This window comes from Gelidimonas diazotrophica (assembly GCF_055694025.1).
Window position 1 is genome coordinate 2,300,508 of sequence record NZ_CM146349.1, and the last position, 13,859, is coordinate 2,314,366.

The window sequence follows — 13,859 nt, forward strand, 5'->3', positions numbered from 1 at the left end:
TATCCACAATTGTGTTGCCATGAAACACTGGACAGAATGCTTAAGCAATTTAAAAAAAACGTTTTTCCATATCCATCGGAGACAAGCATGAAACTCAAAACACTATTCCTGGCGCTGGCGTGCGCCACCGTCATTAGCCCAGTTGCTTTTGCGCAAGCCCCAATCGTCATCAAGTTCAGCCACGTGGTCGCAAAGGACACGCCAAAAGGCAAAGCTGCCGATCGTTTCAAGGAACTGGCAGAAAAAAATACCAAAGGCCGCGTCAAGGTTGAGGTATACCCTAACAGCACCTTGTACAAGGACAAGGAAGAATTGGAAGCATTGCAACTCGGTGCAGTCCAGATGCTGGCGCCATCGCTGGCAAAATTCGGCCCATTGGGCGTGCGTGAATTTGAAGTCTTCGACCTGCCGTATATTTTCCCTTCCAAAGACGTGCTGTATCGGGTAACCGAAGGTCCGATCGGCAAGGGTCTGCTGAAAAAACTCGAACCAAAGGGCATCACCGGTCTGGCTTACTGGGATAACGGCTTCAAGATCATGTCGGCCAACACGCCGCTGCATTCACCGGCAGACATGAAAGGCTTGAAAATGCGCATCCAGTCATCCAAGGTACTGGATGCACAGATGCGCACGCTGGGTGCGAACCCGCAGGTAATGGCCTTCTCCGAGGTGTATCAAGCATTGCAAACTGGCGTGGTGGACGGCACCGAAAACCCGCCATCGAATTTGTACACGCAAAAAATGCATGAAGTGCAAAAGCACGTCACCATGACCAAACATGGCTATCTGGGCTATGCAGTGATCGTCAACAAGAAATTCTGGGATGGCTTGCCAGCCGATATTCGCACCCAACTGGATGCGGCGATGAAAGAATCGACCCGCTACGCCAATGCGATCGCCCAGCAAGAAAACGACAAGGCGATGGCCGCCGTCAAGGCTTCCGGCAAAACCACTGTGTATGAGTTAAACGGCAAAGAGCAGGTCGAATGGCGCAAAGCCTTGGTACCGGTCCAGAAACAAATGGAAAGCCGCATCGGCAAGGAGTTGATTTCTTCCATCAACAAGGAATCGGCAGCGCTGCTCCTGAAGTGATTCTCCAGTCAGCACGGTAAATATGCGGCTTGCAAGCATTCTTGACTTGTAAGCCGCATGTTTTTTGCGTGGAATATACCGGCAATAGTATTTTTAATACCGCACAAAATACATGCGGTAAAGCCGCATAAATCCAGCATACCCCCGTCATTGTCCTTAACTCCCACGCCTATCGGGAAACCCATGAAAATTCTTGATCATCTTGAAGAATGGCTGATCGCCTTCTTGATGGCAGCGGCCACCGTTGTCACATTTGTCGCTGTCCTGCACCGCTACGCGTCCGGCATTACCCTGTTTGGCATCCAGGATGTACTGATCCACATCAATACCAGCTGGGCCCAGGAATTGACCATTTATATGTTCGTCTGGATGGCAAAGTTCGGCGCCGCGTATGGCGTGCGCACTGGCATCCACGTCGGCGTTGACGTCTTGATCAACAAGTTGAATACGCCGTGGCGCAAAAAATTCGTCATCTTCGGCCTGCTGGCCGGCGCCACATTCACCGGCCTGGTCGGTACTTTCGGCGCCAAATTCGTATACGAGCTAAGTCATACCAGCAGCGTTTCCGAAGTACTGGAAATTCCAATGTGGATGGTCTATATGGCAGTGCCGCTCGGCTCGTACCTGATGGCATTTCGCTTCCTGCAAGTGGCCTGGCATTTCATACAAACTGGCGATTTGCCAAAACACGACCATACCCACGTCGAAGGTCTGGAAGAAGAGCTTAAAGGGGAAAAAGCATGAATGCACTGATCATCTTTGTGCTGCTGTTCGGCCTGATGCTGACCGGCATGCCGATCTCGATTTCACTCGGCCTGACGGTATTGACTTTCCTGTTCACGATGACGTCGATACCGATCGAAGCGGTCGCTTTGAAGCTATTTACGGGTATCGAAAAGTTCGAGATCATGGCCATCCCGTTCTTCATTCTGGCCGGCAATTTCCTGACCCACGGCGGGGTGGCGCGACGCATGATTAACTTTGCCACGTCGATGATCGGCCACTGGCATGGCGGTCTGGCTTTGGGCGGGGTGGCGGCTTGCGCTTTGTTCGCCGCCGTTTCCGGCTCTTCGCCTGCCACTGTGGTCGCAATCGGCTCGATTATCATTCCAGCCATGGTCAAGCAAGGTTATCCAAAAAGCTTTGGTGCGGGTGTAGTCACGACATCCGGTGCATTGGGCATCCTGATTCCGCCATCGATCGTGATGGTGATGTACTCGGTCTCGACCAATACATCGGTGGGCAAACTGTTCATGGCCGGCGTGATTCCTGGCATGTTGCTGGCCTTCTTTTTAGGATTGACTACCTGGGTTTTGGCGCGCAAGCGAAAATATCCCCGCATGCCGAAGGCAAGCTGGAAAGAACGTTTGGTCGCCTTTCGCAAAAGCGCCTGGGGTCTGCTACTGATCGTGATCGTGATGGGCGGCATCTATTCCGGCATGTTCACCCCGACCGAGGCAGCTGCCGTGTCAGCGGTATATGCGTTTATCGTCGCCGTGTTTGTCTACAAGGATATGGGCATGAAGCAAGTGCCGAAGGTCTTGCTCGACTCGGCTTCCATGTCTGCGATGCTGCTGTACATCATCACCAATGCGGTACTGTTCTCTTTCCTGATGACCAGCGAGCATATCCCGCAGGATATGGCGGCCTGGATCATGGACAAGGGTTTTGGCATGATCACCTTCCTGCTGGTGGTCAACGTGCTGCTGCTGGTGGCGGGTAACGTGATGGAGCCGTCGTCGATCGTCCTGATCATGGCGCCGATCCTGTTTCCTGTGGCGATGACGCTCGGCATCGATCCGATTCACTTCGGCATCATCATGGTGGTCAATATGGAAGTCGGCATGTGCCATCCGCCGGTGGGTCTAAATCTGTATGTGGCATCCGGAATCGCCAAAATGGGGATTACCGAGTTGACTGTCGCCGTCATGCCGTGGCTGCTGACGATGCTGGGCTTCCTGGTCCTGATCACCTATGTTCCGCAAATCTCGCTGTGGCTGCCGAATCTGATTTTCAATTAAATCGGATTGGCTAAAAAACTGCCGGACGGCTGTAGTCCGGCAGTTTTTAATAACTTAACAAAATTTAATTTGGATCAAACTGCTGTATTGTAAATAATGCTTGTAAATTTCTTTACTGGATCAATTTTTTCTTTCGCTTAATTGTTTTTTCCGATTTCAGTAATCCGGTGTTATTATTGCGAAAATTTTGCATCCGGCGGTAATACGCAAGTCATAACTAAATGAAGCAACCGGCCGTACCGAACACGGAATGCATTCGAATTTCAGAGGGGTAGTGCATAAAAGCGGTAGACATACCGACATATAACGAGGAGACACGCGTTTCAAATGAGCTGTCATAACAGCCTGAACGCGTAGAAGCAATTTGAAGGCGCATCTCACGATGCGCCTTTTTTGTTTTATTCTATCGATATGAAAAATGCATACGCCACTTCCCTGTTCTCAGCCATCGTCGAAGCCCCTTTCGGCGCGGTCGGCATCCGCACCAAAGCTTCCAGCCTGCAGGAGCTGGTCTATCTTCCCCCATCTTTTGAAGCCAAGGCCGCAGCCCCGGACGATGCGCTGGCCGCAAACGTCGCAGCCCAGGTGATGCGCTATCTGGATGATCCGGATACTATTTTTGATCTGCCCTTGCCGGAAATCGGCTCGGTTTTCCAGCGCAAGGTATGGCAAGCGATTGCCGCCATTCCGCGCGGCAAGGTGCTCACCTATGGCCAGATTGCCAAACAAATCCATTCCGCGCCGCGGGCGGTCGGACAGGCTTGCGGCGCCAACTGGTTTCCGCTGGTGATTCCTTGCCATCGCGTCACAGCGGCAGGCGGGCTGGGCGGCTTTTCGCACCACGACGATGCAACCGGCTTCCACGTCGGCGTCAAACGCTGGCTGCTCGCGCATGAGGCTGCCGCTGGCTTTCTATGACGGACCAGTTGCCTGCCGCAAGCCAATCTGCAATCGATGCCTTTTGCGACACCTTATGGCTGGAAGACGGCCTGGCGAAGAATTCGCTGGCGGCTTACCGGCGCGACATGCGCCTGTTTGCGTCCTGGCTGCAGGCAGCGTGCGGCAAAGTTTTGTATCAAGCCCGGGCTGACGATTTGAGCGCCTATTTCAGTGCCCGACATGAAACCACCAAGGCGACCTCGTCGAACCGCCGCCTGGCAGTGCTGAAGCGCTTTTATCAATTGGCACTGCGCCAGCGCAACATCGAGATCGATCCCTGCCTGAAAATGCAGGGCGCCAAACAGCCGCCACGGGTACCGAAAATATTATCTGAAACGCAAGTCGAGGCTTTGCTGGCGGCACCCGATGTCGACACTGCGCTGGGCTTGCGCGATCGCACCATGCTGGAACTGATGTATGCCAGCGGCCTGCGGGTAACGGAACTGGTGTTGCTGAAAACGATGGAAGTCGGCATGAATGAAGGCGTCTTGCGCATCACTGGCAAAGGCGACAAGACGCGCCTGGTACCTTTCGGCGAAGAGGCGCGCAGCTGGATGGAGCGCTATCTGAAGCAGGCCCGCGGCGCGATTCTGGGCGCTCAGATAGATGATGCGTTGTTCGTTACCGCGCGCGGCGGCGCGATGACGCGCCAGATGTTCTGGATATTGGTCAAAAAATATGCAGTCAAGGCCAACATCAATGCACCACTCTCGCCGCATACGCTACGCCATGCGTTCGCCACGCATTTGCTCAATCACGGCGCCGATTTGCGGGTGGTGCAATTGTTGCTCGGACATGCCGACATTTCGACCACCCAGATTTATACCTATGTGGCGCGTGAACGGCTCAAGAAATTGCACGCAGAACATCATCCACGCGGTTAGCGCGCTATCCCACACCGATCCCGCTTGGCGGATTATTGACGCCATACAACTTCATCCGCATCAGCACTTGCCCGTGATCGCTAGTCTCCGGCTGCCGCAACTGAACATGGTCATTGAGATAATTCACTTCGAGTATTTCACCGAGAGCAAAGCGCGAAGACGGATTAAATTCTTCCGACACCAGGATATGGTCGATGGTCTCAAACTGCCCCTGATGCAGGGTGCTGTAACCGATATTGCGCAAGGGATCGGAATGCGACTGGAGGCGGTAACTATCGAACAGGCGGTCGTCGAAACCGGTTTTGCCGTGACGGCCGTCACCCATCACGATCCGGCTGGTGATCGCGCCGGCGACATCGTTGAAGTCACCCATCACCACCAGCGGCACCCGGTTACTCTGGACTAAATCGGTCAGCAGATAACGCAGGCCGAGAGCTTCAGTACCGCGCCGGATCAGCGAGCGCAAAGAACCCATGCCAAGCTGATAGGGATCGTCTTCATCTTCCCCACTCACATAATCGGGGCGCTGAGATTTCAGGTGAACCACAATGACATTCGCGATCAACTCGCTCGACAGCGCCACTTGCACATGCAGAACCGGCCGCGTGAAGCAAGTCGATGTTTCGCCTGCGCCAGTTACCGGTAGCGCCACCGATAGCTGGCGCGGCAATTCGCTGTAAGTCTTTACTTCGCCGACCAGCGGCAGCCGCGATACCAGCGCCACGCTCGGCGTCAACTGTCCATCGCGCGCAACCGGGTCAAAACCAACCTGATGCGCATGCGCATAACGCGTGCTTTTGGCCAGTGCATGCTGCAATGCGGCCTGCGAAAAAATCTCTTGAAAACCGATCACATCGGCATCCAGTCGGTCGATCTGCTGCGCGATCCAGGCGGTTTTTGCTTCAAATTCTGCCGTCGTATAAGGCGCCAGGTTGGCGTAGCAAACCGCGCCCGGCAGCGCCAGATTGCAGACATTGAAAGTGGCGAAACGGATTTCTTGTTGCATAATATGCCCTCGATTGACATCACAACAGATTCGGTGAGCGTATCACGCATGGCAAAAAAAGAGCATACCTCCGAGACCCAGGCGACCCAATTCTTGCGCAAGCACGGCATCGCATTTTCAGAACATTCGTACGCGTATGAAGAACATGGCGGCACCGGATTGTCGGCGCAGGAACTGGCGCTCGATGAGCATTGTGTGGTGAAAACACTGGTAATGCAGGACGAAGCCGCCAAGCCGCTGATCGTCCTGATGCATGGCGACCGCACGGTGTCGACCAAGAATCTGGCGCGCCAGATCGGCTGCAAATCGGTCGCGCCCTGCAAACCGGAAGTGGCAAACCGGCACTCCGGCTATCTGGTCGGCGGCACTTCGCCGTTCGGAACCAAAAAAACAATGCCGGTATATGTCGAACAAAGCATTTTGGCGCTGGACAAAATCTACATCAATGGCGGTCGGCGCGGCTACCTGGTCTGCATTGATCCGAAAATAATCTCCACGCTGCTGCCGATTCAGACAGTCCATTGCGCACTGGACGATTAAAATCCGCTTCCATATGGAAAAACGATGGAGTATGTGATTTCATGCCGCAGTACCGCATTAAACATATGCGGTACCTGCTAATTTTTATCGATACTCCATCATTTCTGAATAGCCCATCCGGCCCCTAAAGCCGCGGCGGCAAATCGAAAACCAGTACTTCGGCTGCGTTGCCGTCACGGATTCGCAGTTCGGTTTCCGCGCTGAGTTTCAAGGCATCGCCGGCGGCCAGCGTCTGACCATTAACGCTGGCACTACCGCGCGCCATGTGGACGTAAGCCAGCCGATTGGCGGCCAGCGTCAGGTCGGCCGCCTGATCGCCATCGAACAGACCAACATACAAGCGCGCATCCTGGTGTATCTTGACTGCGCCATCGGTACCCTCGGGAGACGCCACCAGCCGCAGGCACCCTTCTTTTTGCGCTTGCGGCACATGCTGCTCTTCGTAACTGGGCGCAATGCCTTTTTGATCGGGTTCAATCCAGATTTGCAGCAAATGGGTTTCGCTGCCATCCGCATGATTGGACTCGGAATGCATCACGCCACGGCCGGCACTCATGCGCTGCACGTCGCCCGGACGGATCACACTGCCGTTGCCCATGCTGTCCTGATGCGCCAACTCGCCTTCCAGTACATAGGTAATAATTTCCATATCCTTGTGACCATGGGTACCGAAGCCGCTACCGGGGGCAATCCGATCCTCGTTAATCACGCGCAACGGGCCAAAACCCATGTGCGCCGAATCCACATAATCCCCGAACGAAAAACTATGGCGCGCCTTCAACCAGCCATGATCGGCCTGCCCACGCGCTTCACTTGTGCGTAATTCCAGCATGATGTCTCCTGTTGGTTGCAAATAGGTACTGCGCGATAACGCTATAGACAATTATCGATGTGAGTAACTTAGCATGATTTTCGCCTATTCGCGCAACCCAGGCGCAATCCTGCCGCAGTATTCACACTTCAGATTGTATGGGAGTATAGTGAAAAATCATGCAGTTTCCGCATGATTTCATTGATATTTAAAAAATACATGGTTATGTATTTTTAATTGTAAAGCGATGCCGCCGCTCAGTGCGGCATCAATTTCAAGACTTTGGAGTGCCGCCGAGAAGTACCGCAATCCTGGTTTTGGGCGCTTTGCTCGATCCCGCGGGAATTATGTCCTGCCCTTGCCCGCTGTCGGTATTCGCTGCTGGCACCGCAGGCTCGTAAGGCTTCAGGAACCACGGATCGATCTTTTCCTTGCGCGAAGAGGCAGAATAATTGCTCCGCCCTTGCACAGTTGCCGTGCGGTTGCCATCTTCACGGCGCGGTGGCCGCTCGGTACGTTCGGCCCTTTCAGGACGTTCAGCACGTTCGGAGGAGCGGGCCGGGGCAGCGGAAAAACCGACTAGTTGCTGACGTTCGAATTTCCGCTTAATCAACTTTTCGATATCCACCAGCAAACGCTCGTCCTTGTCGGAATACAGGGAAATCGCATCGCCGGAGGCGCCGGCACGGGCGGTGCGGCCGATCCGGTGCACATAATCCTCGGCGTTAAACGGCAGGTCGTAATTGATGACGCAAGGAAGTTCGACAATATCCAGTCCGCGCGCTGCGACATCGGTTGCGATCAGGAATTCAATTTTTCCCTGCTTGAACGCCTCCAGCGCAGCCATCCGCTCGGCCTGCGTCTTGTCGCCATGAATTGCGGTAGCGTTGATACCTTCCTGTACCAGTTGGCGCGCTAGGCGCGAAGCGCCAATCTTGCTGTTGGAAAACACAATAGCTTGCTTCAGGCCGCGCTCGCGGATGATAAAGGAAACCGCACTGCCTTTCGCCGCTTCGTCGACTTTATACACGATCTGGGTCACATTTTCGGCGGTTGAATTACCCCGCGCGACCTCGATCATGACCGGATTGGTCAGAAAACTGTTGGCCAACCTCTTGATTTCATTGGAGAAAGTTGCGGAGAACATCAGATTCTGCCGCTGCTTCGGCAACAAATTGATGATCCGTTGCAAATCCGGTAAAAATCCCATGTCGAGCATGCGATCCGCTTCATCCATCACCAGCATCTGCACCTGCGACAAATTCAGGGTCTTCTGCTGTACGTGATCCAGCAACCGACCCGGGGTAGCGATCACAATCTCGACCCCGGCACGCAATGCCGCCGTCTGCGGCGCAATATCCACGCCGCCAAAGACAACCGTGGCGCGCAATCCCGTATGGCGCGAATACGCTTTCACGTTATCGGCCACCTGATCGGCCAGCTCACGGGTCGGCGTCAGAATCAAGGCCCGCACCGGATGCCGTGCAGGAGATGCGCTGGTATTGGCATGCGCCGACAAGATCTGAATGATCGGCAAGGCGAAACCGGCAGTCTTGCCAGTGCCGGTCTGAGCCGCGCCCATCACATCGCGCCCCTGCAGTACGATAGGAATTGCCTCCGCCTGAATCGGCGTCGGATGAATGTAACCCTGATCTGTGAGCGCTCGCAAAATTTCGGCTGACAAGCCGAAATCTTCAAAACGAATTGCTGGGATATCAACTTGCGCTGTTTCGGACAGTGCAGATGGTGCGGACAGTGTTTCCGGCGTGGTTTCAGACATAGTATATGGTGGGCCTCCCGTGAGTCGAACACGGCACCAACGGATTATGAGTCCGCTGCTCTAACCAAGCATGAGCTAGAGGCCCAGTATCTTTCGCGCAGGGTATCCTGCTTAAATTTATCTCCGTGGAAAGGAGATTCGGGACGAGGCAAAAAATTGCCTCGCCAATTTTAAACTATTTAGTTACCTTCGAGGAAGCTCTTTAGCTTATCCGAACGGGATGGATGGCGTAATTTGCGCAATGCCTTGGCTTCTATCTGGCGAATCCGCTCACGCGTTACGTCAAACTGCTTGCCGACTTCTTCCAGCGTATGGTCGGTAGACATTTCAACACCAAAACGCATACGCAATACTTTTGCCTCACGCGGAGTCAAGGAATCCAGTACATCCTTGACCACATTGCGCATGGATGCATGCAAGGCCGCATCGGCAGGCGCCAGGGTATTGCCATCCTCAATAAAATCGCCCAAATGGGAATCGTCATCGTCGCCAATCGGCGTTTCCATCGAAATCGGCTCTTTGGCGATTTTCATGATCTTGCGGATCTTGTCTTCCGGCATTTCCATCTTGATCGCCAGCGTTGCCGGGTCCGGTTCTGCACCCGTTTCTTGCAAAATCTGGCGCGAAATGCGGTTCATCTTGTTGATCGTTTCGATCATGTGTACCGGAATGCGGATCGTGCGCGCCTGATCGGCGATGGAACGCGTAATTGCCTGGCGAATCCACCATGTCGCATAGGTCGAGAACTTGTAGCCACGGCGGTATTCGAACTTATCAACCGCTTTCATCAAGCCGATATTGCCTTCCTGAATCAAATCCAGGAATTGCAGGCCGCGATTGGTGTATTTTTTTGCAATCGAAATCACCAGCCGCAAGTTGGCTTCCGTCATTTCACGCTTGGCCCGGCGCGCCTTCATCTCGCCGGCCGCCATCTTCTTGTTGATGTTGCGCAAATCAGGCAATGGCAAAACGACGCGCGTTTGCAAATCAATCAGTTTCTTTTGCAATTCCTGGACGGTTGGCACATTACGTCCCAGGATGGCGCTGTATGCATGGCCAGAATTGACTTCACCTTCGACCCAGGAAAGATTGACTTCATTGCCAGGGAATACTTTGATGAAGTGAGAACGCGGCATGCCACAACGATTAACCGCCACATCCAGGATCTGTTTCTCGATATGACGCACTTCATCCACTTGGCCACGCAGGGTATCACATAACTTTTCAACTACTTTTGCGGTAAAACGCATGCCCAGAAGCTCTTGGGAAATCGCTTCCTGCGCCTTGACGTAGGGCTTCGAGTTGTAGCCTTCTTTCTCATATGACTTGCGCATTTTTTCGAACTGGCTTGAGATGATCGCAAACTTATCCAGCGCATCCCGTTTCAATTGCTCCAGCTGCGCTGCGGAGAAACTTGCGGCGCCGCCGTTGGCGCTCGGCTCTTCCTCATCCTCTTCGTCCGCATTTTCTTCATCCGACTCTTCATCTTCTTCGTCATCCGAAGCAGAAACAGCAACCGGTTGCGCAGCAGCAGGCTCACCTTCATTCAAGTTTACGAGGCCATCGACAATCTCGTCAATCTTGATTTCATCGTTGCCGATTTTATCGGCCGCAGTCAAAATCTCGGCAATCGTCATGGGGCAGGCCGAAATGGCCTGAATCATGTCCTTCAAACCGTCTTCAATCCGCTTGGCGATTTCAATCTCGCCTTCGCGCGTGAGCAACTCCACGGAACCCATTTCACGCATGTACATCCGCACCGGATCCGTGGTGCGGCCGAAGTCGGAATCGACCGTCGACAGCGCCGCTTCAGCAGCGGCTTCCGCCTCGTCATCGCTGGCAACGGTGGCCACGTTATCCGATAACAATAGCGTTTCAGCATCGGGCGCCTGCTCATAAATGGCAATGCCCATATCGTTGAAGGTGCCGATAATGCCTTCGATTGCCTCCGGATCAATAATATTTTCCGGCAGATGATCGTTGATCTCCGCGTACGTCAGAAAACCGCGCTCCTTGCCCAACTTGATCAGGATTTTCAGTTTTTCGCGGCGCGCTTCAAGTTCTTCCTCTGACGCTTCGGTATCCGAAGAAAAGGCATCCTTCAAAAGTGCTTTTTCTTTTGCCTTGCGATCTTTTGCTTTCGCCTTGTCAGCCGCCTTCATCTCGGTACGCTCAACCGCATTCAGTGCCGCAATTTCATCATTTTCCGGCTGAAATTCTTTTGGCTTGCGGCCGCGACGTCCTGGCACCTTGATGGTTGGAAGGATATAACCCGAGGTATCTATTGCTGCCAGCGTTGCTGCATCCGTGGTCGACATTACGACTGGACCACCGACGTTTTTGACGTCCTGCTTGAGCGCTGCAGCTTCAGGTTGGGCTTCGGTTTTGATAGGCTTGATAACAGTTTTCGATTCAGTTTTCTTGGTTGTCACGGGAGCTTTCAATTGCGCAGGGGCCGACTTTGCATCAGTTTTAGACAAAGGCTTCTTAGTTGACTGGGCAGCAGCCCCCGACACCTTTTTCACGACCGCATCGGATTCTTCCAATTTGGCAAATTTAGCAGTTTTTCCAGCTTGCGTTTGGATAGGCGATGGTGTGGCGGCCGAAACCGTTTTCCCCGTCTTGGTTTTACCAGGCGATCGGGAAGAAGCAGAAGTTTGATCGACGGTCTTTGAACCCGTCGATTTCACTGAAGTGGATTTCACTTTTTGTTCGCTCGGAATCTGGAATTTCGCAGGTTTTTTCATTGCGCTCACCATGGAATAACCACCAACTCAAATATTTTTTACGCCACAAGTCAAATCGCGCCTAGCTTGAGAATTCCCGCATAGTGCTGATTGGCTTGCAATGTACTCCTTATGTTTTCACCGATTCAAAGCCATAAGGCCTTGAATTAAAAGCCTTAAACTATAGCATATCGAGTCATATTTTCTCTAGGCCACCGAACCATCCTCATTGCTTCGATTCAGATACTTGAGCCGTCTTAACGCATTGCTATTTCAGCGTCCGCCTGCCGTCTCAACTGCTCTTGCTGCGACATCAATTCCATATAACGCGTACGGACGTTTTCGACACTCTGACCAGAAGTTGCCAATTGATCCAGTTCCGCCTTGATCGCATGCATTTTGGTCTGCCTGACAGCACCGGCCAACTCCAGGCGAACGACATCCACATCCGATTCTGGTTGCGCCGCTATTTCCGCTATCAATGCATCAAAATCAGTCTCAGAGACGCGCAACTGCTCTGCCAACGCCGCAAAATTTGCATTCGCTCCCATCGCCTGACAAGTCGCGACCAACTGCGTCAGCATTGCCGCGTAATCCGACGAAATGTGCGCCACAGCAAGCAGCACAGATGCATCCAGATCCGCTGCCAGCGAAGGATGCGCGATCAGCAACCGGATCATCTGACGCTCCAGTCCCATAGGTGCGGCACGTTTTGTCTTTGGCGGTGCTCTGCGCGTTCTGGATACCGGATTGACAAGTTCGAACAGAGATTCAATTTCCTCAGCAGTCGTAAGCGTCAATTGCGACAAACTCCTGACTATTTGCAAACGCAAAGATGATGCGGGCATCGCTTGCAATAATGGTTTGGCATCAAACTGCACGCGTGCGCGCCCTTCTGGGGTTGCCAAATCATTGTCGCCAATCACTTCCTTCAAAAGAAATTGTGACAATGGCATCGCATCCTGAATTTGCTGCGAAAAAGCATCTGCGCCCAGTTCGCGCACATAACTATCCGGATCATGCTCGGTCGGTAAAAATAAAAATTTAATGACTTTATTGTCGGTTGCCAAAGGCAAACATCCATCGAGCGCACGCCGCGCTGCGCGCCGCCCGGCACTATCGCCATCGAAACTGAACACCACATGATCTGTCTGGCGCAATAATTTCTGTACGTGTGTCGGAGTACATGCAGTGCCGAGCGTCGCAACCGCCTGCGGAAAACCGAGTTGCGCCAGCGCTACAACATCCATGTAACCCTCAGTCACCAATACATAACCGGCAGTGCGTATCGCCTGCCGCGCCTCGAACAAACCGTACAACTCCAGACCCTTCTGAAATAAGGGTGTCTCGGGAGAATTCAAGTACTTCGGTTCGCCACTATCGAGAATCCGGCCGCCAAAACCGATCACCTGCCCTTTTGCATTGCGTATGGGAAACATGATGCGGTCACGGAAGCGGTCATAACGCCGCCGGCTTGTTCCCGGCTCTTCGCTTTTATCGATCACTAAGCCAGCTTCAACCAACGCCGCGGCATCGTAATCGGGAAATACTGCGCGTAAGCCATCCCAGCCATCGGGCGCATAGCCCAAACCGAACCTGGCGGCCACTTCGCCTGTTAATCCGCGTCTTTTCAAATAGGCAATAGCGGGCTCGGCACTGCGCAGCTGGCCGCGATAAAAATCGCAGGCCTGCGTCATCACATCGGTAAGCGCCATGGTCTTTGCCTGCGCCTCGGCACGCTGCGCAGGCAGCAGATGATCCTGTTCCGGAACCGTCAGGCCGACATTCTGTGCCAGATCCTTGACTGCATCGACAAAGCCAGAACCGGCGTATTCCATCAGGAAGCCGATGGCGGTGCCGTGCGCCCCGCAACCGAAGCAATGGTAAAACTGCTTGGTTGGGCTGACGGTAAAGCTGGGTGATTTCTCGTTATGAAACGGACACAAACCCATGAAGTTGGCGCCGCCCTTCTTCAGTTGCACATAACGGCCAACCACCTCGACGATATCGACGCGACTGAGCAAGTCCTGAATGAACGATTGGGGGATCATCTCGACTTA

General features: G+C 53.4%; 11 protein-coding genes and 1 tRNA gene. 6 read left to right on the plus strand and 6 right to left on the minus strand.

What is annotated here, in order from left to right; genetic code table 11:
• Nucleotides 1-87: 87 nt before the first annotated feature.
• The 5 genes from KGFNPO_RS10705 to xerD all read left to right on the plus strand — a co-directional run bounded on the left by KGFNPO_RS10705 (nucleotide 88) and on the right by xerD (nucleotide 4,936).
• Nucleotides 88-1,092, plus strand: a complete 1,005-nt coding sequence (locus KGFNPO_RS10705) for a TRAP transporter substrate-binding protein (protein ID WP_472631272.1) — start codon at nucleotides 88-90, stop codon at nucleotides 1,090-1,092.
• A 183-nt stretch (nucleotides 1,093-1,275) separates the two neighbouring features.
• Nucleotides 1,276-1,836 (plus strand): TRAP transporter small permease, encoded by a 561-nt coding sequence (locus KGFNPO_RS10710; RefSeq protein WP_472631273.1) that lies wholly within the window; start codon nucleotides 1,276-1,278, stop codon nucleotides 1,834-1,836.
• Nucleotides 1,833-3,113, plus strand: coding sequence for a TRAP transporter large permease (locus KGFNPO_RS10715; protein WP_472631274.1), 1,281 nt, complete (start codon nucleotides 1,833-1,835; stop codon nucleotides 3,111-3,113). The genes KGFNPO_RS10710 and KGFNPO_RS10715 overlap by 4 nt, the downstream gene beginning before the upstream one ends.
• Nucleotides 3,114-3,524: 411 nt before the next feature.
• Entirely contained in the window at nucleotides 3,525-4,031 is a 507-nt protein-coding gene (locus KGFNPO_RS10720; RefSeq protein WP_472631275.1) for a methylated-DNA--[protein]-cysteine S-methyltransferase, read from the plus strand.
• Nucleotides 4,028-4,936: a site-specific tyrosine recombinase XerD gene (xerD, locus tag KGFNPO_RS10725; protein ID WP_472631276.1), complete on the plus strand. Its 909-nt coding sequence runs from the start codon at nucleotides 4,028-4,030 to the stop codon at nucleotides 4,934-4,936. The genes KGFNPO_RS10720 and xerD overlap by 4 nt, the downstream gene beginning before the upstream one ends.
• A gap of 4 nt (nucleotides 4,937-4,940) precedes the next feature.
• Here xerD and KGFNPO_RS10730 read toward each other — a convergent pair whose 3' ends face one another.
• Nucleotides 4,941-5,942 (minus strand): endonuclease/exonuclease/phosphatase family protein, encoded by a 1,002-nt coding sequence (locus tag KGFNPO_RS10730; RefSeq protein WP_472631277.1) that lies wholly within the window; start codon nucleotides 5,940-5,942, stop codon nucleotides 4,941-4,943.
• Nucleotides 5,943-5,990: 48 nt separating this feature from the next.
• Here KGFNPO_RS10730 and KGFNPO_RS10735 point away from each other — a divergent pair, with 48 nt between their 5' ends.
• On the plus strand, nucleotides 5,991-6,482 hold the full coding sequence (locus tag KGFNPO_RS10735; RefSeq protein ID WP_472613020.1) for an aminoacyl-tRNA deacylase: 492 nt from the start codon (nucleotides 5,991-5,993) through the stop codon (nucleotides 6,480-6,482).
• Nucleotides 6,483-6,606: 124 nt separating this feature from the next.
• On the opposite strand, the gene KGFNPO_RS10740 is transcribed toward KGFNPO_RS10735, so the two are convergent.
• The 5 genes from KGFNPO_RS10740 to dnaG all read right to left on the minus strand — a co-directional run bounded on the left by KGFNPO_RS10740 (nucleotide 6,607) and on the right by dnaG (nucleotide 13,850).
• Nucleotides 6,607-7,314, minus strand: a complete 708-nt coding sequence (locus tag KGFNPO_RS10740) for a pirin family protein (RefSeq protein ID WP_472631278.1) — start codon at nucleotides 7,312-7,314, stop codon at nucleotides 6,607-6,609.
• A gap of 253 nt (nucleotides 7,315-7,567) precedes the next feature.
• Nucleotides 7,568-9,073, minus strand: a complete 1,506-nt coding sequence (locus KGFNPO_RS10745) for a DEAD/DEAH box helicase (protein WP_472631279.1) — start codon at nucleotides 9,071-9,073, stop codon at nucleotides 7,568-7,570.
• A gap of 6 nt (nucleotides 9,074-9,079) precedes the next feature.
• Nucleotides 9,080-9,158, minus strand: a tRNA-Ile gene (locus KGFNPO_RS10750).
• 94 nt (nucleotides 9,159-9,252) lie between these two features.
• Complete coding sequence (gene rpoD / locus KGFNPO_RS10755; RefSeq protein WP_472631280.1) at nucleotides 9,253-11,505, minus strand: RNA polymerase sigma factor RpoD; 2,253 nt, start codon at nucleotides 11,503-11,505, stop codon at nucleotides 9,253-9,255.
• Between the two features lie 551 nt (nucleotides 11,506-12,056).
• A complete protein-coding gene (gene dnaG, locus KGFNPO_RS10760) occupies nucleotides 12,057-13,850 on the minus strand; it encodes a DNA primase (protein ID WP_472631281.1) in 1,794 nt (597 codons plus the stop codon).
• Nucleotides 13,851-13,859 lie beyond the last annotated feature (9 nt).